The 23,365-nt window shown below is 56.1% G+C and carries 19 protein-coding genes and 2 pseudogenes; 15 read left to right on the top strand and 6 right to left on the bottom strand.

The window, feature by feature from the left end; genetic code table 11:
• The first annotated feature begins 137 nt into the window (after positions 1-137).
• The 4 genes from PSUB009319_RS20480 to PSUB009319_RS20495 all read left to right on the top strand — a co-directional run bounded on the left by PSUB009319_RS20480 (position 138) and on the right by PSUB009319_RS20495 (position 5,138).
• The gene (locus tag PSUB009319_RS20480; protein WP_124384046.1) at positions 138-1,304 is read left to right on the top strand and encodes a hypothetical protein; all 1,167 of its coding nucleotides are present in this window, start codon (positions 138-140) and stop codon (positions 1,302-1,304) included.
• Positions 1,305-1,312: 8 nt separating this feature from the next.
• On the top strand, positions 1,313-2,104 hold the full coding sequence (locus PSUB009319_RS20485) for an ABC transporter permease (RefSeq protein ID WP_124384019.1): 792 nt from the start codon (positions 1,313-1,315) through the stop codon (positions 2,102-2,104).
• Positions 2,101-2,748 carry an ABC transporter ATP-binding protein gene (locus tag PSUB009319_RS20490; RefSeq protein WP_124384020.1) on the top strand — a complete coding sequence of 216 codons (648 nt, stop codon included), beginning with the start codon at positions 2,101-2,103 and terminating at the stop codon, positions 2,746-2,748. The genes PSUB009319_RS20485 and PSUB009319_RS20490 overlap by 4 nt, the downstream gene beginning before the upstream one ends.
• 68 nt (positions 2,749-2,816) lie before the next feature.
• Complete coding sequence (locus PSUB009319_RS20495; protein WP_260393072.1) at positions 2,817-5,138, top strand: glycosyltransferase family 2 protein; 2,322 nt, start codon at positions 2,817-2,819, stop codon at positions 5,136-5,138.
• Positions 5,139-5,482: 344 nt separating this feature from the next.
• On the opposite strand, the gene PSUB009319_RS20500 is transcribed toward PSUB009319_RS20495, so the two are convergent.
• Together PSUB009319_RS20500 and PSUB009319_RS20505 are read right to left on the bottom strand one after the other, a co-directional pair.
• Positions 5,483-7,714 (bottom strand): class I SAM-dependent methyltransferase, encoded by a 2,232-nt coding sequence (locus PSUB009319_RS20500; protein ID WP_124384021.1) that lies wholly within the window; start codon positions 7,712-7,714, stop codon positions 5,483-5,485.
• Positions 7,715-8,035: 321 nt separating this feature from the next.
• Positions 8,036-9,199 carry a polysaccharide biosynthesis/export family protein gene (locus PSUB009319_RS20505; RefSeq protein WP_124384022.1) on the bottom strand — a complete coding sequence of 388 codons (1,164 nt, stop codon included), beginning with the start codon at positions 9,197-9,199 and terminating at the stop codon, positions 8,036-8,038.
• A gap of 200 nt (positions 9,200-9,399) precedes the next feature.
• Here PSUB009319_RS20505 and PSUB009319_RS20510 point away from each other — a divergent pair, with 200 nt between their 5' ends.
• From PSUB009319_RS20510 to PSUB009319_RS23485, 9 genes and pseudogenes are all read left to right on the top strand, one after another.
• Entirely contained in the window at positions 9,400-10,503 is a 1,104-nt protein-coding gene (locus tag PSUB009319_RS20510) for a glycosyltransferase family 4 protein (RefSeq protein ID WP_374704218.1), read from the top strand.
• Complete coding sequence (locus PSUB009319_RS20515; RefSeq protein ID WP_124384023.1) at positions 10,504-12,522, top strand: capsular polysaccharide biosynthesis protein; 2,019 nt, start codon at positions 10,504-10,506, stop codon at positions 12,520-12,522.
• 71 nt (positions 12,523-12,593) lie between these two features.
• Complete coding sequence (locus PSUB009319_RS20520; RefSeq protein ID WP_124384024.1) at positions 12,594-14,045, top strand: mannose-1-phosphate guanylyltransferase/mannose-6-phosphate isomerase; 1,452 nt, start codon at positions 12,594-12,596, stop codon at positions 14,043-14,045.
• 68 nt (positions 14,046-14,113) lie between these two features.
• A complete protein-coding gene (rfbB, locus tag PSUB009319_RS20525; RefSeq protein WP_124384025.1) occupies positions 14,114-15,178 on the top strand; it encodes a dTDP-glucose 4,6-dehydratase in 1,065 nt (354 codons plus the stop codon).
• Positions 15,168-16,085, top strand: coding sequence for a dTDP-4-dehydrorhamnose reductase (gene rfbD / locus PSUB009319_RS20530; RefSeq protein WP_124384026.1), 918 nt, complete (start codon positions 15,168-15,170; stop codon positions 16,083-16,085). Before rfbB ends, rfbD begins: the two co-directional genes overlap by 11 nt.
• Before the next feature lie 11 nt (positions 16,086-16,096).
• Positions 16,097-16,975 (top strand): glucose-1-phosphate thymidylyltransferase RfbA, encoded by an 879-nt coding sequence (gene rfbA / locus PSUB009319_RS20535; RefSeq protein ID WP_124384027.1) that lies wholly within the window; start codon positions 16,097-16,099, stop codon positions 16,973-16,975.
• The gene (gene rfbC, locus PSUB009319_RS20540) at positions 16,972-17,523 is read left to right on the top strand and encodes a dTDP-4-dehydrorhamnose 3,5-epimerase (RefSeq protein ID WP_124384028.1); all 552 of its coding nucleotides are present in this window, start codon (positions 16,972-16,974) and stop codon (positions 17,521-17,523) included. Before rfbA ends, rfbC begins: the two co-directional genes overlap by 4 nt.
• A 217-nt stretch (positions 17,524-17,740) precedes the next feature.
• Positions 17,741-18,301: pseudogene (locus PSUB009319_RS23425) on the top strand (SDR family oxidoreductase); the annotation flags it as partial.
• A 33-nt stretch (positions 18,302-18,334) separates the two neighbouring features.
• On the top strand, positions 18,335-18,505 hold the full coding sequence (locus tag PSUB009319_RS23485) for a hypothetical protein (RefSeq protein ID WP_374704219.1): 171 nt from the start codon (positions 18,335-18,337) through the stop codon (positions 18,503-18,505).
• Here the strand turns inward: PSUB009319_RS23485 and PSUB009319_RS23490 are convergent.
• Positions 18,424-18,663, bottom strand: a pseudogene (locus PSUB009319_RS23490) (PLP-dependent transferase); the annotation flags it as partial. The gene PSUB009319_RS23485 and the pseudogene PSUB009319_RS23490 overlap by 82 nt on opposite strands.
• A 10-nt stretch (positions 18,664-18,673) precedes the next feature.
• Here PSUB009319_RS23490 and PSUB009319_RS20555 point away from each other — a divergent pair.
• Together PSUB009319_RS20555 and PSUB009319_RS20560 are read left to right on the top strand one after the other, a co-directional pair.
• Entirely contained in the window at positions 18,674-18,976 is a 303-nt protein-coding gene (locus PSUB009319_RS20555; RefSeq protein ID WP_124384030.1) for a hypothetical protein, read from the top strand.
• Positions 18,977-19,035: 59 nt separating this feature from the next.
• Positions 19,036-19,793 (top strand): IS5 family transposase gene (locus PSUB009319_RS20560; protein WP_124384031.1). Its coding sequence is split into 2 segments (ribosomal slippage): positions 19,036-19,357 and positions 19,357-19,793, totalling 759 coding nucleotides; the frame shifts between segments, so codons are not numbered across the junction.
• A gap of 110 nt (positions 19,794-19,903) precedes the next feature.
• On the opposite strand, the gene PSUB009319_RS20565 is transcribed toward PSUB009319_RS20560, so the two are convergent.
• The 3 genes from PSUB009319_RS20565 to PSUB009319_RS20575 all read right to left on the bottom strand — a co-directional run bounded on the left by PSUB009319_RS20565 (position 19,904) and on the right by PSUB009319_RS20575 (position 23,346).
• Positions 19,904-21,114, bottom strand: a protein-coding gene (locus tag PSUB009319_RS20565; protein ID WP_124384049.1) for an IS3 family transposase whose coding sequence is annotated in 2 segments (ribosomal slippage) — positions 19,904-20,790 and positions 20,790-21,114 — 1,212 coding nt in all. Because the reading frame shifts where the segments join, the coding sequence is not laid out codon by codon here.
• Between the two features lie 281 nt (positions 21,115-21,395).
• On the bottom strand, positions 21,396-22,424 hold the full coding sequence (locus PSUB009319_RS20570) for an IS110 family transposase (RefSeq protein ID WP_124384032.1): 1,029 nt from the start codon (positions 22,422-22,424) through the stop codon (positions 21,396-21,398).
• 676 nt (positions 22,425-23,100) lie between these two features.
• Positions 23,101-23,346, bottom strand: coding sequence for a helix-turn-helix domain-containing protein (locus tag PSUB009319_RS20575; protein WP_124384033.1), 246 nt, complete (start codon positions 23,344-23,346; stop codon positions 23,101-23,103).
• Between the last annotated feature and the right edge of the window lie 19 nt (positions 23,347-23,365).

A 23,365-nucleotide genomic window follows, 5' to 3' on the forward strand; every position in this document is an offset into this window, starting at 1 on the left:
CGTTAACTTGGTGATTTGCAGCCACTTCACGGGGTTGTCATATTACGCTGGTATAGCGCGGGTTGAATCTGCGTTTTCTAATGAATTGCCCGGCTTTGGGTATTTGCTCATCGGTGGCGGCGCCGGGCTGCACTGCTTTGGAAGATACGTTGGATACGGTACTGAGGGAAGACACGACGGCGCAGTCGGCCGGAAGCAGGCGCGGGCTTTGGCAGCGGTTGAAGGGCGTTAACCGGCTCTTTCTCGGCACGGTGGTGGTGCCAACCGTTCTTGCGACGCTTTATTTTGGTGTTGTTGCATCGGACGTCTATGTTTCCGAAGCGCGCTTTGTGGTTCGGAGCCCGCAGCGTCAGAGTCAGACGAGCACGCTTGGCGCGCTGCTGCAAGGCACGAGCTTCTCTCGCGCGCAGGACGACACCTACGCGGTCATCGACTACATCCAGTCGCGCGATGCTCTGGCCGAACTCAATCGCGGCAACTACATCCTTGACGCCTACGGCAACCATGGCGACGTTCTGAGCCGCTTTGGCAAGTATTTCGACGATAGCTTGGAAGCCCTGTGGAAGTACTACACCAAGCATGTCGTCACGGTCGATTTCGATTCCACGTCGGCTATCGCCACCATCCAGATTCGTTCGTTCTCGGCACAGGACGCCCACAAGATCAACGAATCATTGCTGGAAATGAGCGAGCGTCTGATCAACCGGATGAATGAACGCGCAGCCCGTGACATGGTGCAGTTTGCTCGGAGCGAGGTGGATGCTGCGACAGCCAAGGCGAAGGATGCCGCCGCCGCACTCGCCGCCTATCGCAAGTCATACACCGTATTCGATCCGGACAAGCAATCGGCGCTGCAATTGCAGCAGGTCACTGCTCTGCAGGCGCAACTTTTCAATGCGCAGACGCAGTTGGCTCAGCTCCAGGCGCTTGCGCCTCAGAACCCGCAAATTGCCAGTCTTAAGACGAACATCGTTGCGCTGGAAAAGCAGATCCATGAAGCAACGGGTGGCGTGATTGGCAGCAAAGGCTCATTGTCGGACAAGGCCGTGCAATATACGCGCCTGCAGCTTGATGCTCAATTTGCTGATAAACAGCTCGCTTCGGCCATGACTGCACTGGAGAATGCGCGAGCCGAGGCTCAGCGCAAGCAACTTTATCTCGAGCGGCTGGTTCAGCCAAATGAGCCAGATGCGGCAGTAGAGCCGCGTCGCCTGCGTGCGATTCTCGCTACTTTGGTACTGGGCATGATTTCATGGGGCATCCTGACAATTCTGATTGCCGGGGTTCGAGAGCATCGGGATTGAGTTGTCATATGGGGACGCATGCGACGTTTAGCCGATCCTTACGGATTCAAGCGAGAGTTATCGGTGCGCTATTAATGCGGGAAATTCTTACGCGTTATGGTCGGCATAATATCGGCTTCATGTGGCTGTTTGTTGAGCCCATGATATTTACTTTGGGCATCACTGCTTTGTGGTCAATGGTAAAGGTAACCCATGGTACGTCTTTGCCAATTACAGAATTCGCCTTGACAGGTTATTCCACTGTGCTGTTGTGGCGTAATGCAGTGAATCGCTGCAATTTGGCTATTGCGCCAAATCTCAGTTTGCTGTTCCATCGCAATGTCAGGGTGATTGATTTATTCGCGGCTCGTCTGCTGTTGGAATTTGCGGGCGCGACTATTTCATTTTTTGTGCTGTCGATAATTTTTATATCGGTAGGTTGGGCTACTCCTCCTAAGGATATTCTAAAAATACTGGAAGCCTGGGGATTGCTCATGTGGTACGCCGTAGGCTTGGGGTTGATTATCGGTTCTCTATCCGAGCGATCTGAAACTGTCGATCGCGTGTGGCACACAATTACGTATCTTATATTCCCGCTCTCGGGAGCTGCTTTTATGGTTGATTGGATACCAAAAACCGCGCAGCAACTGGTTTTGCTATTGCCAATGGTGCACGGCGTGGAGTTGCTGCGAGAGGGATACTTTGGGAGCACTTTCCACTTTCATTACAATTTGACTTATTTCGCGACGATGAATCTGATTCTGCTGTTTGTCGGTCTGGCACTTGCTCGAGAAACGGGGAGAAGGGTGGAGCCGGAATGATCGTCCTCGAAAGCGTTTGTAAAAGCTACAGTACGCGGAAAGGCCCAAAGACCGTCCTTTCTGATGTTAATTTGAGCGTGAGAAAGGGGCAAAAGGTTGGAATTCTTGGTCGCAATGGCGCGGGTAAGTCCACGCTAATTCGTCTAGTGAGTGGAGCCGAACTGCCGTCAGGCGGGAATATACATCGTGGTATGAGTATTTCGTGGCCACTGGCATTCGGGGGGGCTTTCCAGGGAAGCTTGACTGGATTGGATAATTTACGCTTCATTTGCCGAATTTACGGTGTCCCAATCGAGCCGGCTATTCCGTTTGTGGAGGAGTTCTCCGAATTGGGCATATATCTGAATGAGCCCGTAAAGAAATACTCGTCCGGGATGCGCGCTCGTTTGGCGTTTGCTATCTCAATGGCCGTTGATTTCGATTGCTTTCTGATTGATGAAATTGTTGCTGTTGGTGATAGTCGATTTCATGAAAAATGTCATCGTGAGCTCTTTGAGAAGAGACGGGATCGGGCGATGATCATTGTATCGCACGAGCCGTCTTATATTCGATCGCATTGTGATAGCGCCGCTGTATTGGTGGCGGGAAAACTTAATCATTTTTCCGATGTCGAGCAGGCCTATTCGTTTTACCAATCTTACTGATTTCTGCTATGGTAACAAATAACAAAGTTAGTCAGGTTAGGGGAAAATTGTTGCCATTGGCGCCGTTCGTGGAAAGGCTCGAACGCCTCTTGATGCTGTTGCCAAGAACTTTCCAAGATCTGGGGTTGACTCCATCGGCAGGTGTGAAGGTGCTGGCCGATAATGAAAGCGGGGACACAGAGTTCGATGCAACGGACTCCGATCCACAATTTGATTTGCGTTTTTCCGAACATCCTCCACGTGGTGGTTGGTATTATCTTGAGGCTGCGCTAACTCGCCATAGTGGCAATCGTACAGCTAAAATTTATATCGATGTCGGTAATGGCTACAATGAGACCGACTGTATATTTGTCCCCTCTAATCTCCGAGGGTCAATACGTGAGGTATTGTATTTTCCGAAAGGGATACAGCGCTTGCGTTGGGATCCAATGGAGACTTCAGGGCGTTTTTCTCAAAGCGCACTGATTTTTCATCGAATCACGGGAATTGAGAGTTATTGCAGAAGAGCGTGGCGGGTTTTTGAAGACCTCTGGCGGGTTCGTAAACAACCCGCAAAAATGAGAAGAGGCGTTCACTTTGGAAATGCATTGCTAAATTTGTCTAAGGCCTATGAATGGAGCGCAAATCTAAGGTACAAGCGATCTGATGGCATTGACTACGATACGTTTGTCAATCGCAATGACACTCTCAGTTCTAGTGATTACCGGGAGATAGAGGCTCACATTCAAAAGCTGGCACACAGACCGCTTATTTCGATAGTGATGCCTGTGTACAATCCGCCAGAAGATTTCTTTTGTCAGGCGCTGGATTCGATTATTGGTCAATATTACCAGAATTGGGAGTTGTGTTTGGCGGATGATGCCTCTACAAATCCTAAGGTGAGGGAGATTATTGAAGCATACGCGCGAAAAGATTCCAGAATTAAAGTCGTTTTTCGCGTTGCCAACGGACATATTTCGGCTGCGTCTAATAGTGCGCTCGAATTGGTGGCCGGTGATTTCACGGCTTTGATGGATCAAGATGATTTACTTCCGTCGCATGCACTCTACCATGTGGCTGTGGAGATAAATCGTTATCCGAATGCGAAAATCATATACTCTGATGAGGATAAGATTGACGAGTTTGGCAATCGGATGGATCCCTATTTTAAGTCAAATTGGAATGCCGATCTTTTCCTTTCCCAAAATATGATATCCCATTTGGGTGTATACTCGACTGGGTTGGTAAGAGATGCGGGCGGATTTAGATTGGGTTTCGAAGGTAGTCAGGATTATGATTTGGCGTTGCGGTGCATAAAACGAATAAATGGTAGCGAAATTAGACACATTCCTCGTGTCTTATATCATTGGCGGATTCACGCTGGTTCGACGGCGGCCTCTCATGGAGAAAAGAATTACGCGCACAAGGCTGGTCTGATGGCACTGCAAGAACATGTGGCGGCTATCGGAGCGTCCGTTGTGGACGGCCCGGATCCGGGAACGTATCGGGTTGTATATCCCGTGCCTAAGGCTGAGCCGTTGGTGAGTCTGATTATTCCAACGCGCGACATGATTGATGTATTGCGCGTTTGCATTGAGAGTATCCTTCGCAAGACAACATACAAGAATTTTGAAATTATTGTTGTTGACAATCAATCTTCTACTGTTGCTGCGGCTAAGTATTTTGCCGAGATAGCACGGAATAAGCGCGTGCGAGTCATAAAATTCGATGCACCATTCAATTATTCTGCTATAAATAATTTTGCTGTGCGCCACACGCAAGGGGAAATCGTTGGTTTGGTTAACAATGATATCGAAGTCATTGAAGGTAACTGGCTAACGGAGATGGTGGGCCACGCTTTACGACCTGAAGTTGGGTGTGTGGGCGCAAAACTTTTGTATGCGGATGGTCGTATTCAGCATGCTGGTGTTGTGCTTGGCATTGGTGGTGTCGCGGGGCACGCTCACAAGTTTTTCCCGTCTGATGTTCCCGGATACTTTGGACGTGCTTCGCTAAATCAAAATTATTCCGCCGTGACTGCGGCTTGCCTCTTGGTTAGACGATCAATTTATGATCAAGTAGCCGGTTTGGATGAAGAATCGCTGACAGTTGCTTTTAATGATGTTGACTTCTGTCTAAAAGTTGGAAGCGCGGGTTATCGTAATGTGTATTCTGCATATGCTCGCCTATATCATCATGAGTCCATTAGCAGAGGTGGCGAAACTACGCCAGAAAAGCAGCGGAGATTTATGGCGGAGGTGAACTGCATGAAAGATAGATGGTCTGCGCTGCTTGATGTGGATCATTATTACAACCCTAATCTTTCACTTACGCATGAAGATTTTTCATTGGCAACGCATGTCATTAAATCGCCGCATCACGGCTATCCTCTGAAAATCGTGAATTCATAGCTGTGCTTGCTGATTTTTTTTGGGAGAGGTAATTGGGATTCAAACCGGATCAAGATGGCTCTGATCTAGTTTGGGTGGTTTCTTTTTCTATATTCCAGTAAAGCAGCCTTACTTGCGATGCCTGGCCTCCGCTCGGGTGTTGCTGCATGAATCCGGTAACCCCGCGACGTACTGATGTCTGACCCATGCCTTCAATGAACGAACGCTCCACCAACCCTCTTGATTCGGAGTGTTAATGTGGCCAAATATTGTCGGTGGCAAAGCTACTCGGAAGCATTAAAAGGCGTGTTTCTCGAACCTCTATTCTCAGTGCCAGCTGGGTCTGCGGGTTGTGTAAAATGTTATCAAAGCTCATTGCTGAGCTTGGCTCGATTGAGCCAAGCAAACCATTTGTATCCCCGGCAGCCGCGAATTTTGATCAGCAATGACTCAAGCTCGGTAATTTTCCGGCTTTTTACTTCGATAGCAATTGCATGTTCGTTCCTAAGAGTAGTGTTTAAATTATCTTGCTCCTCTATGAGCGAGGCCTCGCGCTCCATTGCCCTAGCTCGATCCGATACCTGTTCTTTGGTAATGGTTAGGAAGCGCTGTTCGTAAGCAGTATGCTGTTTCATATTCAGCCCCTCTAGCGCATTGATAGCTGAGGTATGCTCTTCTCGGAGCGCACAAACTAGCTTTTCTTGTTCGCTCTTGAGGGCTGCTTCACGCTCCTTTATTTCAACCAGCGCTGAGGCAAGTTGTGTAGTGAGCGATTTAAGCTGCTGTTCGTAAGCGGCGTTCTGATGCGCATTTAGCGTCTCCAGCGCATTGATAGCTGAAGCATGTTCCTCTCGGAGCGTAAAAATTAGCTTTTCTTGCTCGCTCTTGAGAGATGTCTCTCGCTCCTTTGCCTCGCGCAGAGTTGAGGCGTGCTGTCCAATGAGTGATTCGAGGTGCTGTTGCTGGTGTGCGTTCTGCTCCGACAACCCGTTGATTGCTAAGGCATGTGCATCTTGAAGTGCGCGGACTAAGGTTTCATGCTCGTTCCTGAGAGAAGCCTCGCGTTGCTTTGCCTCAACCAGGGTCGATGCATGCTGCTCGGTGAGAAGCTGAAGACTTTGTTTGTAAATTGCTTTCTGGTGTGCATGAGTGTCAGCGGCTTCCTTTGCGGCTGCCTCATGGCTTTCTGCGATGATCTGCAGTGCTCTTCTTTGTTCTACCCGCGAATCCCTTAATTTATGAAGGGCGAAACTCAATTGCCACATTGTTGAGCAAAGGAGTTCATTATGCTTGAGTTTTTCGGCAACGGTTTGCTGGCGAGATGCAGATCTTGCTTCTTGACCCACCATCAAGAATTCGATCTCCACAATCAATTCTGTTGCTGCAGATAGGAGATCGGAGGTGAGATTGTCAAAATATATTATTGGATCTTTGTTTTCAAAGAAAAGTACGTTCTCTATCTTTGCATCGCAATTTGTTATTGTGTGTGGAAGTAAGTCAAATTCTCCCAAGGAGGTGGAGAGCAAAACTTTATTGATCGAGAGAATGGCAGAATCGTTAATTGGATCAAGGCGCAGCGCTTGAATTTTATCTTTACCCGTCAGATCAAACTTGCGGTGCTCGATTCCTAGTGTGGCGTGCAGAGGGAAAGTGATACTTTCCGATTCTGAGTACCCGAGGCCACTGTCTATGAATAACTGAATCTTGAGGTCACGGTTCGCCAGCGTACGTGTTTCGGGGGAGGTTGCTGCGAACATAGACTCAAGCGGTGCAGTCCTCTCTTGTTCTTCCCGAGACGATGCGGGGCCTACTAACGATCCACTTTCTTGCTGAGGCGGGCATGGCAGAGGGGTCGCATGCAATTGCCTGATGCCTTCTGTTACCGTCTCCAGGTCGCCGGCGACAACGCGGGGGCCGAGAGTGTTGTGTTCCGGCGAGGCTTTACGGATCAGGCAGAGAGAATTTTGGAACTCGACGGAGTGAATTTCGGCGAGCAATTGCTCGTTGAAGACCGTGGCGTATCGATTTGCAAAACGAGAGAGGTGCTCGCTGCGGGTTTTGTCAATTCCCCAATGCTCATAATTAACGATGTCAGTAAGTCGTTGCAGAAATGACATCGATGAGTAAGGGTGGGGGAGGCCTCCCTCATACTCACGCCAATAACTGCAATGGAGGTCCTCCACGACATAAAGGCCACCATGCTTTAGATGCGAAAAATAGCGAGCGAATGAACGGATGATGTCAGTCGAGGTATGCGAGCCATCATCGATGATGATGTCGAATGCGTCGGAGTGTGTCAGAATCCTTCGCTCACATTCATCCGAGTTTGCATCGCCAACCACCACGGTAATGCGGGGATCATCGTAATGAAGTTTCGCACATTCTGGATTGATGTCGCAGCCAATCAACTTCTTCGCCTCCGGAAAGTATTCCCTCCAAATTTCCAGTGAGCCACCATTCTGGATACCAATTTCCAGTAGCCGTATCTCCTGTTGGCGGTATGGGTTAAATTGCGCATCATAGCCAGAGAGGTAAGCATCCCATTTGTCGGAAACTTTGCCCCGGTGCTTCTGGTAAAGCTGTCTAAGTGTGCTCATTTCTTGCGTTATAACCGGGTTTGTGAGGGAAATGAACGTGAAGACTGGCGCATATGAGGATAAGAGTCGACTGCCTCAGTCAGAGTGAAATCAAGCATCGCGTGATGGAGCGTTTTCGTCAACTTCGGGCGGCACAAGTACGTCGAGATGCTGGCTTGTGCGCTTGTCAGGAGATCCGCTGCGTTTGCCCCTCTTCTTGGGGGTGAACTGTACTGGACTTGGCCTTGTTCCATATCGAACAAAAGAGCCCTAATCGTGGCTTACTTCAGGGCGTTTGAGCCCTGCGAGAGGGAGGGGGCGGGTCGAATGCCCGCCCGCGCTTTACTTGAATGTATTAACCGTAGTCACCACCGGATATGCCACCGAGAACACCACGTTCAAGAATTTCTGCAGTTCCGCAATCGGCGCGTTCGACACGTACAGCAGATCCTTGTTATCCATCGCGAAAGTCTGGGCGACGAAGAAGCTGCCAGGGTCTTTCAGATTGACGCGGTAGACCACCGGCACCTTGCCGTTCTGGGTGGTGCGTACGGGCTGGCGAGGCCAGGGGAGGGCGTTGGCATCTTCAAAGCGGAAGATGAACACGCCTCGCGCATCGGAGCGGGAATCTTCCAGGCCGCCGGTACGAGCAATGGCTTGGGCCAGGGTAATGCCCTGTGCTTCGAAATTGATTTCCTGATTCTTGCCGGTGGCGCCCAGCGAGGTGAAGCTGAGAGGCTGAAACAGCGCGGTGACCACGTCACCGGCGCGTAGCGGAACGTTTTGCTGAGGGTCGCGGATGATGGTTTGCAGCGGCAGGGCCTGCACCTTGTTACCGCGCGTGACCTGGATGGTCATCTTGTCCACAGGTTGGCGCACGCCGCCGGCGCTGGCCACTGCATCCAGAAGTCGTTCGCCGCGCGCGGTCAGTTGCATGCGGGTGCTTGTCGCCACATCGCCCACCACTGTCACGTAAGACGTGACGTTCTTAGACAAGCGCACGAGCACCTGGGGTTGATTGGCCTTGCCTTTGAGGGCTGCCGTGATATCCCGTTCCAACTGTGTAGGGGTGCGGCCGGCTGCTTTGATTTGTCCGGCAAACGGAACGTTGATATAGCCGTCGCTGTTGACCATTTGCTCAGGCAGGACAGTGACGCGCGCATTGCTCGGCGCAAGGCGTGGATCCACTACGGTGGCCCCAAACAGCATGGCGGGCGGAGCTTCCCACACAGAGACTTCAATGGTGTCGCCTACGCCAAGTTGTTGCCGGAACTGTGTGTCATTGCCCAGGAGTTGGGCAAAATTACTGGGTTGGCGTTCGGCCAGCAGGCGTTGGGCTACCTCTTCCGTAACGTCGACGATCTGGATGCCCGCGGTAACCGAGGCTTCCATTGAGTCTTGTACCTGGGCTCTGGTCGGGCCGGATGAGGGAACTGAAGAACAAGCGGTAAGGCTGACCGTGCAAATTGCTGACAAGGTCGCCAAAAAGGCGGACAAACTGCGCATTCTTGGAAAGGTTCCGAGGCTAGGCGAATCTTTACAAGTATCGCACGCCCATCGCTAGAATACGTGGCTTGTTGGCCAATATCGTCCAACGGGCGTCGGCTTATTTTCACAGCATCGGTCGCGGCGCTTACGCGGATAACAAAACTGTGCTTCCAATTTTCCTGGACATCACCCGACTGCTGGATCGCTTCGCCAAGCGCATGCTCCCCACCGGGGTAGACCGCGTCGGGCTAGCCTATATCCAGCACTACGCGCATCGCGCGCGTGCAGTCTTGAGCGAGCGTGGCTTTCACGTTGTCTTGTCAGAATGCGAGTCGGCACTGGCATTTGATCTGTTGCTAAATCAAGACTTCACCCGTTCGTGGGGGGCGAATGCCATCATGGTCCGCGCTATCCTCGGTGCTTTGCGGCGCGACCGAGTTCCCGACAATGGGGTGCTCTTGCATACAAGTCATTCCGGTATGGAATTCGATCGATATTTCCGCGCAATGGGGAAAAAAAATATCCGATCGGTATTCATGGTGCACGACTTGATTCCGCTGACGCATGCTGAGTACTGCCGGCCCGGCGTACGTGAAACCCATCACAATCGGATGCGTGTCGCGCTCGGCCATGCTGCTGGGATCATCGCCAATTCGCAGGCTACGCTGGACTCGTTGACGGAAGCGGCTGGGCGCGCCGGTTGGCCATTGCCCAGAACCGTAGTTGCCCGCCTGGCGTCTGGCGTGCCTGTTGCGGCGAAAGGAGACCGGCCGCTCGCGCAGCCTTACTTCGTCATGCTGGGCACCATCGAGCCTCGCAAGAACCACTGGTTTGCGCTCCACGTCTGGCGCCGCTTGATCGAGAATCTGGGAGACCGTGCGCCAACGTTGGTGGTGATCGGACGGCGTGGATGGGAATGTGAGAATGCGGTGGACATGCTGGAGCGCTGTGAGCCGTTGCGGGGCAAGGTCATAGAAGAGGCCAACTGCTCGGACGCGCGCCTGCACAATTACTTGCTGCACGCCCAGGCACTTCTTTTTCCATCGTTCGTGGAAGGCTATGGCATGCCCCTGGCCGAGGCTCTGGCGTTAGGTGTGCCGGTGATCGCCAGCGATCTGCCGGTGTTCCGCGAAATCGCGGACGATATTCCGGAGTATCTGGATCCGCTCGATGGCCCGGGCTGGATGGCGCACATCATGCAATACGCCAACGCGGCAAGCCCGCAGCGCGCTGCCCAGCTCGCGCGCATCGAAAGTTTTCGCGAGCCGACCTGGCAAGAACATTTCGAGGTTGTCGACAACTTCATCGAGGCATTGGCCTAGATGTGTAGCCAAGGGGCGCTCGCGGGGCCTTTGCAGCAGGCCACTTTCCGGCTGCGCAGCGTCACACGCGGCTGGCGCACGCTTGCTTCATTCTGCGGTTCCGCCAGAAACGGTATCTGGGCCGACCATCTGCCGGGCCGGGTTGCCCTCCAGTTAGCGCGACTAGGCGGGGCTACACCAGCCGCTTTGCTGCCTGGCCCCGTCTGGTCGGAATGCGGCATTGGCGTGCCGATGCTGTCCTGGTTTGTTTTACGTGATACCGGCAAGGGCGGCGATCTTATAGCGGGGGCGCTGTCAGCGGTGTTCGCCAATGACCCCCATCTTGGTACGTCGCCGACGCTGCCGGGCATGATGGCTCGCGTGATCGGCGCTTGCGCAGATCCCTTGCGTGCGGCTGTGCCGACCCGCCCGCCGGAGCTGGCTCTGCCGCGCGAGCGGCCGCGCGTGATGCTGGTCGATCAGCGTAGCGGCAGTCGTGAGCATGCCGCTGCTTTCAAGAGAATGGTGTCGGCGGCACAGGCAGAGCACCCTACGGCGGAGTTTTATATTTGGCCAGTCGCCAATGGCGGGAGGGGATGTCTGTCCCGCATGCGCGAGTTGTCTGTGCACGCGCAGCGTATTGCTCCCGGCTTCAGCTTTTTCGCATCGCTGTCACAGATTGACCATATATATACGGTAAGCGCGCCGGAAGGCATGCAGGCGCTGCTTGCCGGAGTGCCAGTGAGGGTGTTTGGCCGTCCGTACTACGCTGGCTGGGGGCTGACCGTCGACAATTTGCCGATGCCGGAACGTCAATGTCGACCGACGCTCGCGGCGCTGTTCGAGGCAGTCTATCTGCGCCTTGCGCGCTATCTCGATCCGCAAACCCACGGTGCTGGCTCGCTGGAGCAGGTGCTGGACTGTATTGAGATGCAGCGTGCTGTACGAGCACGCTATGCAGATTACCAACGAGTGACTGGCGTGCGTTTCCAGTTATGGAAGCGGCTCTTTGCCACGCCGTTCCTAACCGCTGGCGGTGGCGCGTTGCGCTGGGCCGGCACGCCAGAAGAGATAGCGCAAGGGGAGCGTGTGGTGTTGTGGGGAGGCAAGAGCGCTGCAGGCATTCCTGCTGATGCGCCAATATTGCGGATGGAGGATGGTTTCTTCCATTCGGTGGGGCTCGGTTCTGACATGAGCCGGCCTTGCAGCCAGGTGTTAGATCGGAAGGGGCTGTATTTTGATGCACGCAGTCCGAACGAGCTGACGCACATTCTGAATGGTGCGCAGTTCGATGCGACAGAACTGGCCCGCGCGGCGGCCTTGCGCGAACTGGTGTCCCAGTTGGGCGTCACGAAATACAACCTGGGCCGGCGAGCGCCGGCTTGGCGAGCGCCAGCCGGCAAGACAGTCATCCTGGTGGCGGGCCAGGTGGCCGATGATGCGTCGATTCGCTTCGGCACGGGGGCACTGGGTACAGCCGAGGCACTCTTGGAAGCGGTGCGCCGACGCAATCCGGATGGCTTCATCGTCTATAAGCCGCACCCGGATGTGCTGTCCGGCAATCGGGCCGGGTTAGTGCACGCCCGCGAACTGGCGGACGTTGTCGATGCCGAAGCCGACCTGCTTTCGCTGGTGGATCGTGCCGACGAGGTGCATGTGCTGTCGTCGCTTGCGGGGTTCGATGCTCTGCTGCGGGGCAAGCGCGTTTTTACTTATGGGCTGCCGTTCTATGCCGGTTGGGGGCTGACGCAGGACGCGCTGGTGCAACCGTGGCGGGAGCGCACGCTGACGGCGGACATGCTGGTGGCCGGTGCCTTGCTGCGCTACCCGCTCTATTGGGACTGGAGTACCCGATTATTCACCACGCCGGAGGCGGTCGTTCGCAAGCTCGGCTTGACGGCGGGTCGCCCACTTGAGCGGATCACGCATGATTGGGGGCGGCCAATTCGCAAGGCGTGGCGCTGGAGCCGGAATGCGGTGTGGTACGGCTATTGGGCTTGGACGCAAGGTCGGCAGGTGCGCCCAGGCCGAAGTCTGTAGTGAGCGCCGAAGAAGGCTGCATTTGAACAAACGCATCGATTGAGCGAGTTGGAATTGCTGTGGGAATTGGCATGAGCATTTATCCCGTCATCCTTTGTGGCGGAACTGGCGCGCGGCTGTGGCCGATGTCACGGGGCGGCTATCCGAAGCAGTACCTTAAGCTCGCCGGCGAACACACGCTGGTGCAGCAGACGGCACTCCGGCTGAGCGGCATCGCCGATGTGGCAGCTCCGATGGTGATCACCAATGAGGAGCAACGTTTCTTGGTGGCCGAGCAATTGCGGAGCATCGACGCGAAGCCATCTGCGATTGTGCTCGAACCGGTCGGCCGCAACACCGCACCCGCCGTGGCGACGGCGGCCTTGCTAGCGATGCAGACGACGCCCGATGCGTTGCTGCTTGTGCTGCCATCAGACCATGTTATTCAGGACAATGCACTTTTCTGCAAGCTGGTCAAGGTTGCCGCAGGGGTGGCGAGGGACAATTTCTTGGTGACCTTTGGAGTCGAGCCCACCGAGCCGCATACGGGCTACGGCTATATCCGCGCGGGCGAAAGCCTCAGCTCCAGCGCTGGCGCGTACTGTGTAGAGCGTTTTGTGGAAAAGCCGGATGTTGCCACGGCGGCACTCTTCCTGGAGGAGGGCAGTTACTACTGGAACAGCGGCATGTTTATGTTGAAAGCCACTGCCTATCTGGATGAACTGCGCCAGCACGCGCCGGGAGTTCTGCATCAGGCGGAGCTTGCGTTGGCAGCCGCAAAGCGCGACATGGATTTCGTTCGGCTCGATGCCGAAGCGTTCAGCGCCAGCCCCAATATATCGATTGATTACGCAGTCATGGAAAGGACCGCGCAAGTCGCAATGGTGACAGCGGCGGGCCTCGGCTGGAATGACATCGGGTCATGGACAACGTTGGCCGATATGGCTGGCGCCGATGAAAACGGCAACGGGCTGCTTGGTGATGTCTTGGTTGAGGAGGCGAGCAATACGTACGTGCGGGCCGAACATCGCATGGTAGCGGCTGTGGGCGTCAAGGACCTGGTGATTGTCGAAACCGCTGACGCCGTCTTGGTATCTCACCGGGACAAGGCGCAGGACGTGAAGAGGATCGTCGAGCGTCTGGACAAGTCAGGTCGGCATGAGTCAGTTACGCACCGCAAAGTGTTTCGGCCCTGGGGCTCATACGAGCGCATCGATCAGGGCGATCGTTTCCAGGTTAAGCGCATCATCGTTAATCCGGGCTCGTCGCTTAGCCTGCAAATGCATCACCATCGCGCCGAGCACTGGATTGTCGTGCGCGGCACCGCCAAGGTCTTTAACGGCGACCAAGTAATGTTGCTATCAGAAAACCAGTCGACCTATATCCCGTTGGGCGTGACCCACCGCCTGGAAAACCCAGGAAAAATCCCGCTGGAACTGATCGAGGTGCAATCTGGATCGTATCTCGGTGAAGACGATATCGTGCGGTTTGACGATCAATATGGGCGGATTGCTGCAAGAGATGTACCCCCAAACATAGAGTGAGTGGCTTAGTACCGTGCCTTCAGCGTGAGGGTTCGGATTCCGAGATTCAAAAGAAAGGGAGCAAGGGGTTGTCTTATATTCTCGTCACCGGCGGTGCCGGCTTCATCGGCGCGAACTTCGTTCTGAATTGGCTGCATCAAGATAACGTTGACGGCATCATCAACGTCGACAAGCTGACCTATGCGGGTAACCGCAAGACCTTGGCCTCGCTGGAAGGCGACGTTCGCCACGTCTTTTCTCAAACGGATATTTGCGACCGCGAAGCGCTGGACACGTTGCTGGCCACCTACAAGCCGCGAGCCGTGGTCCATTTCGCCGCAGAGAGCCATGTGGACCGATCCATCCACTGCCCGGGCGAATTCATCCAGACCAACATCGTCGGTGCATTCACGCTGCTGGAGGCCGTGCGCGCCTATTGGGGTGGGCTGGAGGACCCCGCCAAGGCGTCGTTCCGCTTCCTGCATGTCTCCACCGACGAGGTGTTCGGCTCGCTTGGTCCCACCGACCCGCAGTTCTCCGAAACCACGCCGTACCAGCCGAACAGCCCGTACTCCGCGTCCAAGGCCGCTTCAGATCATCTGGTGCGGGCATACCACCATACCTACGGGCTGCCGGTCCTGACGACCAACTGCTCGAACAACTATGGCCCGTATCACTTTCCGGAAAAGCTGATCCCGCTGATGATCGCCAATGCGTTGGCGGGTAAGCCGCTGCCGGTCTACGGCGACGGCCAGAACGTGCGCGACTGGCTCTACGTGGGTGACCACTGCGCGGCGATCCGCGAAGTGCTGGCCCGCGGTCGCCTGGGCGAGACTTACAACGTGGGCGGCTGGAACGAGAAGACGAATCTCGAAGTCGTGCATACCCTATGCGACTTGCTGGACGAACTCAAGCCGAAGACCGCCGGTTCGTACCACGACCAGATCAATTTCGTGAAGGATCGTCCCGGTCACGACCGGCGCTATGCCATTGATGCCCGCAAGCTCGAGCGCGAGCTCGGCTGGAAGCCCGCCGAGACGTTCGAGACCGGCCTGCGCAAGACCGTGCAGTGGTACCTGGATAACCAGGCCTGGGTGCAGGATGTGATGTCCGGCGAGTACCGGAACTGGGTGGCGAAGCAATATGCAGCCTGAGGCGCGCAATGTTCCAACGCTTCTGGTCACCGGAAGCAATGGTCAGGTCGGATTTGAACTGCGCCGGAGTTTGGCGTCGCTCGGGCGCGTGGTGGCCTTGGATCGCCGAGGTTGCGATTTGGGCAATCCCGATGCCATTCGTGAGGTCATCCGGGCAGTGCAGCCAGATGTTATCGTCAACCCGGCTGCTTATACGGCCGTCGACAAGGCGGAATCCGAGCCGGAGTTGGCATTTGCCATCAATGGTGTGGCGCCCGGCGTCCTCGCGGAAGAAGCGCGCGCGCTCGGCAGCTTGTTGGTTCATTACTCGACCGATTACGTCTTTGCTGGTACTGGCAGTAAGCCCTATGTCGAAACAGATGCGGTTGGACCGCTATCGGTGTATGGCAAGAGCAAACTGGCCGGCGAGCAGGCGATTGCTCAAAGCGGTGCGCGGGCGATCATTCTGCGCACCTGCTGGGTTGCCGGAGCGCATGGCGGAAATTTTGCGAAGACGATGCTGAAGCTGGGCCGCGAGCGCGACAGCCTGCGCGTCATTGCCGACCAGTTCGGCGCACCGACGACAGCATCGCTGATTGCCGACGTGACGGCGCGTATCATCGATCGCAACTGGTTGCAGGGCGACCGCGAGACGTTTGCCGATGGCATCTACCATCTCGCGGCGGCAGGAGAAACCTCGTGGTACGGCTATGCCGCCGAGGTACTGCGCTACGCCGCGGAGAAGGGCGTGGCGTTGAAGGTGGATTCGTCGGCGATTGAGGCGATCCCCGCCACGGCCTATCCGCTGCCCGCGCCACGCCCGGCTAACTCGCGTCTTGATACTAGCAAGCTGCGCGAAACGTTCGACATCCATCTTCCCGACTGGCAGCAGGGGCTGCATTTTCTGCTGGATCAAACTCTTTCCTGAGTCTATTCATCATGCGCAAAGGCATTATCTTGGCCGGGGGTTCCGGCACGCGGCTCTACCCGATTACGCGATCGGTATCGAAGCAACTGCTGCCTGTGTACGACAAGCCGATGATCTACTATCCGCTGTCCACGCTGATGCTGGCGGGGATTCGCGACGTCCTGATCATTTCGACGCCGGAAGACACGCCGCGCTTTACCGACATGCTCGGCGATGGCAGCAAGTGGGGGATGAACCTGCAGTACGCGGTGCAGCCGTCGCCGGATGGTCTGGCGCAGGCGTTTATCATCGGCCGCGACTTCGTTGGCAACGATCCGTCTACCCTGATCCTCGGCGACAACATTTTCCATGGGCACGACCTCGTCAGCCAGCTGTCCCGTTCGGGCAAGCAGAAGGAAGGGGCGACGGTTTTTGCCTATCACGTGCATGACCCCGAGCGTTATGGCGTGGTGGAGTTCGATGAGAACTTCCGCGCGCTGTCCCTGGAAGAGAAGCCGCTGAAGCCGCGCTCCAACTATGCTGTTACCGGCCTGTATTTTTACGACAACCAGGTCTGCGACATTGCAGCCGAAATCAAGCCATCGGCGCGGGGTGAGTTGGAGATCACGGATGTCAACAAGCGCTATCTGGAGATGGCGCAGCTGGATGTCGAGATCATGGGCCGCGGGTATGCGTGGCTGGATACGGGCACGCACGACTCTTTGCTGGAGGCGGCCAGCTTTATTGCCACGTTGCAGAGCCGACAGGGCCTGATGGTTGCATGCCCCGAGGAGATTGCGTATCGGAGCAAATGGATCAGCGCCGAGCAGGTCGCAGCACTCGCCGCGCCTCTTTCCAAGAACGGTTATGGCAAATACCTTCAGCAGATTCTCTTGGAATCGATCAAATGAACTTGAACGTTATTCAAACGGAAATTCCCGAGGTGCTAATCATCGAACCGAAGGTGTTCGGTGATGACCGCGGTTTTTTTTATGAGAGCTTCAATGAGCGCCTGTTTGAGGAAGCGACGGGCGTGAACCGAACCTTTGTGCAAGACAATCATTCGCGCTCTGCGCGCAATGTATTGCGCGGACTGCATTATCAGATCCAGCATCCCCAGGGTAAGCTGGTGCGCGTGGTGGTGGGCGAAGTGTTCGATGTTGTGGTGGACCTGCGCAAGAGTTCCCCGACCTTTGGCAAATGGATTGGCGTTACGTTGTCGGCAAAAAACAAGCTCCAATTGTGGGTGCCGGAAGGATTTGCCCATGGCTTTGTAGTGACATCTGAATATGCAGAGTTCCTTTATAAGACGACTGACTATTGGTATCCGGAGCATGAGCGCAGCTTGCTCTGGAACGATGGGCAGGTAGGCATTGTTTGGCCGATTCAGGGTGAGCCTATTCTCGCCGCCAAGGATGCCGCCGCAAAGACAATGGAAGACGCGGAGATGTTTGTGTAGGGGCGGCGCTGCGCCTGCGCGGTACCGACAACGTAGCCGCCCAATCGTTTATCGCCAACGAGGTACTGGCCGGACTGGCCTTGCATGCAGGCTGGTCACGCGTGCCCGAAAAAATACGCTGCCATCGCAAACATAAGAAAACAACAAGGTAACAGCAGACATCTTGCGAATGCGTCAGCGGCGCATTCGCAATGCTGCACAATTTTCGAGTCTCAGGATGAGTATTCTGCTGACCGGTGCGACGGCTTTGTCGGGGGAGCGATTGCAGCCAACTTGGCGGCCAGGGGTTTATTTGGCGATACCCGATTTGCAGTGCGCGGCGAAACCGCTGCCGAGGGCCTCGCACGCCTGCGAGCCAATCTGGGCCGCTTTCGATTACCTAAGCCGATGCTGGACAGCATCACTGAGGCGCAGATCGTGCGATTTGACCTGCGCAATGCGGCGCAAGCCAAGCTCGGCGAGCCGGAAATTCTGATCAACTGCGCCGCGCTTGCGACGTTTTCCAACCACCCGTCGCTGTGGGAAACCAACGTGGACGGCGTGCTGGCGCTGGGCTGACAAGCCAGCCAAAGCAAGCGCTTGAAACGCTTTCTGCAGGTCGGCACGGCCATGTCTTGCGGCCAACTGGTTAATCGCCACGTGCACGCGAACTGGAATCTGCCCTCGCCGGAGCACCACGCTGTGAAGTACACGTATTCCAAGGGCATGGCCGAGCTGAAAACTGCGCGAGGCGTTTCCGGAGCTGCCACTGGTCTCTGATGCGACCATCTATGGTCACTTAGCTGGTGAGCACACGATCGGCGTTTCCCCCTTGCTGGAGGACGATACCTGCCATTTTCTAGCGGTCGACTTCGACGAGGCTGAGTGGCGGGAGGATAGCCGCGTGAGTCCTAACCCCCATGCGTTGTCGATAGATACCAATGCCCTATGGCTGTGGGCTTCCAGGGCGATCTTCTCCATATCCTGGATCTCCATCGTGTAGGAGCCCGGGGACTCGAGAATGACCAAACGAGTCGCTCGCGTGATCCACGGCAGAATCGAATCGGCATCGGCCGGAACAACGGTATGAGCGATACCCATACGAGTGAGGAACTGTTGACAAAATTCGCGGGTGGTTCCGTATCTGCACGCTGTTCGCAAGCAAAGCGGCGTGGAAGCGGACGTTGTCGACCAGGACTTTACCGGCTACGAGACTGTGCCACGCTGGATGCCCTTGAAGAAAAGTGACATTGCCATTCGCGCGGTTGATGAGGGCTTTCGTGTGCAGATTCCGAGTTCGGTCGATGACGATACGGTGAGCGCGGCGCTCACCGCGCATGGCGCCACCCGAGTCAATGACCAATGGGTGCTTGCGATCCCTCAGGTGTCTTTATCTGACGCCGCCGTCGACACGGTTGATCGTGTGCAGTGGGGAGCGAAGTTGGTACGTGCGCTCGTGGAGGCAGGTTACTAGGGCCTGTTTACATTTGCTGAGATGTGTTTACATCCTGTTTTTTGCGCGAGCCAAACAGGATGGTCCGAACGCTGCTGAGTGACGAGGCATCGAAGAAGGTCGAAGCAATCTTGCCGGGCAAGGAAGGCGACCGAGGTCGAACGGCGCTGGACAACCGCTGGTTCCTCGAAGCTGTGTTGTGGATCGGCCGCACGGGCAGCCCTTGGCGCGACCTGCCAGTCGAGTTCGGGCGCTGGCATACCGTGTACATGCGCTTCTCGCGCTGGCGGCGCAAAGGTGTCTGGCAGCGCGTCGTGCTCGCAATAGCTGGCGAGACGGAAATCGAACACATCCTGATCGATTCGACCATCGTCCGAGCACACCAACATTCGGCCGGAGCGTCAAAAAAAGTGGACCGCAAGCGCTCGGACGCTCCAGAGGTGGGTTGAGCACCAAGTTGCATCTAGCAGTGGACTCGACGGGCAGGCCTTTGCGATTGATCGTGACCGAAGGACAGGTGCATGACATCTCGTGCGCAAACGAACTTGTCGAACATCTGCGCGCCAAGGCCGTCATTGCTGACAAGGGTTACGACTCCGATGCCTTTGTGCAAGCCGTTCGCACCACCGGCGCCAAGGTCGTCATCCCACCACGCTCGAACCGAAAGACGAAGCGCCGCTACAGCCGCGCGCTCTACCGTACACGCAATCTCGTCGAGCGCTTCTTCAACCGCATCAAGCAATTTCGTCGCGTCTCAACTCGTTACGACAAGCTCGCTGACAGCTACCTCGTGTTCGCGTCGCTTGCCTGCGCGTTCGGGCCCTTCGTGAAAATGTGAACAGACCCTAGATGCTCTTGTTTGGAATGGGAGCCTTCCCCATATTTGACCTCGACGAGTCCGATGTGCAGATTCTCGATGGATTTGCCCCCGTATTCCCGGACACCGCCTCACACTTGAGTTGATGATTCCGTTCTGCGCCTGAACTCGCGTGGCGAGCGATATTTCAGTGCGCTATGGGGATGCTGCTCGTTGTAGTGCTCGAACGCGATGGCGAGGTTGCGCACGGCCGTCGCGGCATCCGGCTTGGGCATGAAGGCGACGTAGTCGCGCTTCATCGTCTTCACGAAGCTCTCGGCCATGCCGTTACTCTGCGGGCTGCAAACCGGCGTCGTCAACGGCTTTAGGCCAATGTCCGTGGCAAACTCGCGGGTCTTCCCGGCAATGTAGCCCGAACCGTTGTCCGTCAGCCATTCAATTTCCGCCGGCGCCTTCGGGACGTCACCGAAGCGCTGCTCGACGGCCGCCAGCATCACGTCGCGCACAACGTCGCCGCTGTAGCCACCGGTCGTCGCTACCCAGCTCATCGCCTCACGGTCGCAGCAATCCAGTGCGAACGTCACGCGTAACGGCTCGCCATTGTCGCAGCGGAACTCGAAGCCATCGGAACACCAGCGTTGGTTGCTCTTGGCCACGGCGACTTTGCCGTCATGTCGGCGCTGCGGACGAGGTGGCGTCAGCCTACGCTCAAGCAGCAGACCGTGCACGCGCATGACCCGATAGACTCGCTTGGCATTGACCGGCGCTTCGCATCGATGCTCCCGTGCGCGCCGCAATCGGCCCCAGACGCGCCGGTAGCCGTAGCTCGGCAAGTCGGCGATGACGTGCCGGATTTCGTCCACCAGGCCGGCGTCGTCGGTTTGCCGAGCCGTGCGCCCATCATGCCAGTCAGCCGGCCGGGCACGCTTGGCTGCCACATTTGAGCGCGCTACGCCGAGGACCTCGCAAACCTGCTTCACTGGTCGTCCCCTGGCAACGATGGCGAGCGCGCTATCCACTTTTTTGCCCGACCGTATTCCACGGCTTCCCGCAGAATCTCGTTCTCCATCGTCTTCTTGCCGAGCATGCGCTGCAGTTCACGGACTTGCTTGAGCGCTTCGGCCAGCTCCGAGGCAGGCACCACTTCCTCGCCCGCACTCACTGCCGACAGGCTCCCGTCCTGGTACAGCTTGCGCCACTGGAACACCTGATTCGGATTCACGCCGTGCTGGCGTGCCACCATCGAGACCGTCTTGCCCGGCTCGAAGCTCTCCCTGACCATCCCTAGCTTCTCTTCCACCGACCACCGCCGGCGGCGCTCCGGGCCCGTCAACACTTCCATCACTTCTTGGTTGCTGCTAGTCATAATCTATGGTCGCCCCCAATTTTGCAATGCAGGCTCTTGATGTCGTTGCGGGCTTGCTCAAATCTATCCGGCGTCGTATTGGGAACTTAGTCCCGCGCCACGATGAGAGTCGCGCCTGACGATCCTAAAAAACACATCGGCTTCAGAAGCCTTTATGACTATCGGGTTGTTCGTTCAGGCCGGTATGCCGTTTACGTCATCAAATTTCCTGCGATCGCAAAACCAGATGGTTGATCCAGACAGTGACTTCTCTTATTTCAAGCGGGCAGCAGTTGGCGGTTGGAAGCGATGAAGGTGGTGTGCTTCGCAGCGATAGCCCATGCGACTCGGGCTAGCTTGTTGGCCAAGGCGCAAGCCACAACGCTTGAGTGTCTCCGTGCCAATAGAGCTCGAACCCATTCAGCCAGTGCACCGACTCGCTTATCGACGTCTCGCATATACGACCGCGCACATTGCACAAGCAGCCGTCGGATGTTCTTGTCTCCTCGCTTGCTGATCCCCAGCAGATTGGCTCTCCCGCCTGTGCTGTACTGACGTGGCACAAGGCCAATCGATGCCGCGAAGTCTCGGCTGTTGCGATACTGCTTTCCGTCACCCACTTCGGCCGATAGCACGCTCGCGGTAACAGGCCCAACGCCAGGAATCGTCATTAGACGCTGCCCAAGATCGTCGACGGCAAGCTGACGTGCTAGTTCCTTGTCGATCTCCGCGATCTGTGCATCGAGATACTTGTAGTGGGTGTGGAGGCGCTCGAGGATCGCGACGAGCTGCGGTGGAAGCGGGTGTTCTGCAATGACGGCTGGCAGGCGCTTCATCGCGGTGCTGCCCACCGGCAGGCTGACGCCGAACTCTAGAAGGAATGCATGCACCTGGTTTCCAGTGCCCACCCTATCGCGAACAAACGAATCCCGAACACGGTGCAATGCCAATAGAACTTGTTGCGACTCCGTTCTCGGCGTGACAAACCGCATAGAGGGTCGGGACGCCGCTTCGCAGATCGCCTCGGCATCAGCGAAGTCGTTCTTGTTGCTCTTCACGAAGGGCCGAACGAAGTGTGGGGCAATCAATCGAACCTTGTGGCCAAAACTGCTCAGTGTGCGTGCCATGAAATGAGCGCCAGCACACGCTTCCATCGCAATCGTGCACGTCGGGAAATTGGCAAGCAACTGAACCAGTTGCTTGCGCGTCACCTTCCGGTGGAACACTTCCTTACCGTTCTTGTCCTGGCCGTGCAGATGGAACGAATGCTTGCCAAGGTCGATACCTACCAGCGCTACGTCTTCCATGATGGTTCCCCTTCGGTAAAGGCCTCCGTAGCGTACGCGCTTCGCGGTGGCGGGGGCGACCATCCCATTAACACAGTCGTATGCCTACCCGTAGTTTAAGTGGGTGACTGTGTCCGGGGATTCAGGGGGCTGTTCCACTCGAAGTCCAAGTAGACCGCCACTGGGCACCTGTTTCTGTGCGTCTAGGCTCAATGCTCTGGGTCAAACACTGCGCTGGTGTCGGACCCAGCATGCAATATGCAACCAGGTGGCCGGCGATGAGGCAGGCGCAGGCCAGCGCGACCCAGCCTAGTACAAGCCTATTGCGGCTCCGGTTCTCCACTTCTTCGTATGCAGTCAGCTTGTCTATGCGGCCAGGTAAGATTCTGACGCAGAGGATCAGCGCGAAGACCGCGCACCCAACATAGACGGTGCCTCGGTTCGGTCGAAGCGTTTGAAATATTTCTGCTGCGCTGAGGGGTGACGCTACCCGAGCAGAGCGCCCTGCGTGGGCGCCGTGCTTGTTGCCAGTAGGTGGCGCCGGAATCCAGCGATTCCCGCGATGGGAGAGCAGTTCGCCTTGATGGAAGTGATTGTCCTGGCCCTACCGCTTTTTCGGTGGGACGCATTCAAAGGACGTTGACGTCTAGACGCCTCCCATGCTGTCGAAGCTATTTGGCTACATTTCGATGGCGTGCTACAACCCCGCCTCTGCCAGTAACTCCGATGGTTTGCAGTCGAGTGCCTGCGCAATTCTCAGTACGTTGAGCAGCGTCACATTGCGCTCGCCGCGTTCGATCTTGCCCATATGCGATCGATCGATTTCGGCGCGGTCGGCAAGGGTTTCCTGCGAGAGCAGGGCTGCTTTGCGCCGTGCGCGCACGGCTGCGCCGAGCAGCGCGAGCTGACCGTCCTTGTCTGTTTTGAATGACACCCTTGGCATACTGCAATCGTCACGTTAT

Source organism: Ralstonia sp. SET104 (assembly GCF_003851545.1).
Lineage (GTDB): Bacteria > Pseudomonadota > Gammaproteobacteria > Burkholderiales > Burkholderiaceae > Ralstonia.

What these genes read in the sequence shown, in the direction of transcription:
- PSUB009319_RS20575 (WP_124384033.1), bottom strand. Translation starts at nt 23,346, where the DNA reads ATGCCAAGGGTGTCATTCAAAACAGACAAGGACGGTCAGCTCGCGCTG.
- rfbC (WP_124384028.1), top strand. Translation starts at nt 16,972, where the DNA reads ATGAACTTGAACGTTATTCAAACGGAAATTCCCGAGGTGCTAATCATC.
- PSUB009319_RS20510 (WP_374704218.1), top strand. Translation starts at nt 9,400, where the DNA reads ATGCTCCCCACCGGGGTAGACCGCGTCGGGCTAGCCTATATCCAGCAC.
- PSUB009319_RS20570 (WP_124384032.1), bottom strand. Translation starts at nt 22,424, where the DNA reads ATGGAAGACGTAGCGCTGGTAGGTATCGACCTTGGCAAGCATTCGTTC.
- rfbD (WP_124384026.1), top strand. Translation starts at nt 15,168, where the DNA reads ATGCAGCCTGAGGCGCGCAATGTTCCAACGCTTCTGGTCACCGGAAGC.
- PSUB009319_RS20490 (WP_124384020.1), top strand. Translation starts at nt 2,101, where the DNA reads ATGATCGTCCTCGAAAGCGTTTGTAAAAGCTACAGTACGCGGAAAGGC.
- PSUB009319_RS20520 (WP_124384024.1), top strand. Translation starts at nt 12,594, where the DNA reads ATGAGCATTTATCCCGTCATCCTTTGTGGCGGAACTGGCGCGCGGCTG.
- PSUB009319_RS20485 (WP_124384019.1), top strand. Translation starts at nt 1,313, where the DNA reads ATGGGGACGCATGCGACGTTTAGCCGATCCTTACGGATTCAAGCGAGA.
- PSUB009319_RS20515 (WP_124384023.1), top strand. Translation starts at nt 10,504, where the DNA reads ATGTGTAGCCAAGGGGCGCTCGCGGGGCCTTTGCAGCAGGCCACTTTC.
- PSUB009319_RS20505 (WP_124384022.1), bottom strand. Translation starts at nt 9,199, where the DNA reads ATGCGCAGTTTGTCCGCCTTTTTGGCGACCTTGTCAGCAATTTGCACG.
- rfbA (WP_124384027.1), top strand. Translation starts at nt 16,097, where the DNA reads ATGCGCAAAGGCATTATCTTGGCCGGGGGTTCCGGCACGCGGCTCTAC.
- PSUB009319_RS20500 (WP_124384021.1), bottom strand. Translation starts at nt 7,714, where the DNA reads ATGAGCACACTTAGACAGCTTTACCAGAAGCACCGGGGCAAAGTTTCC.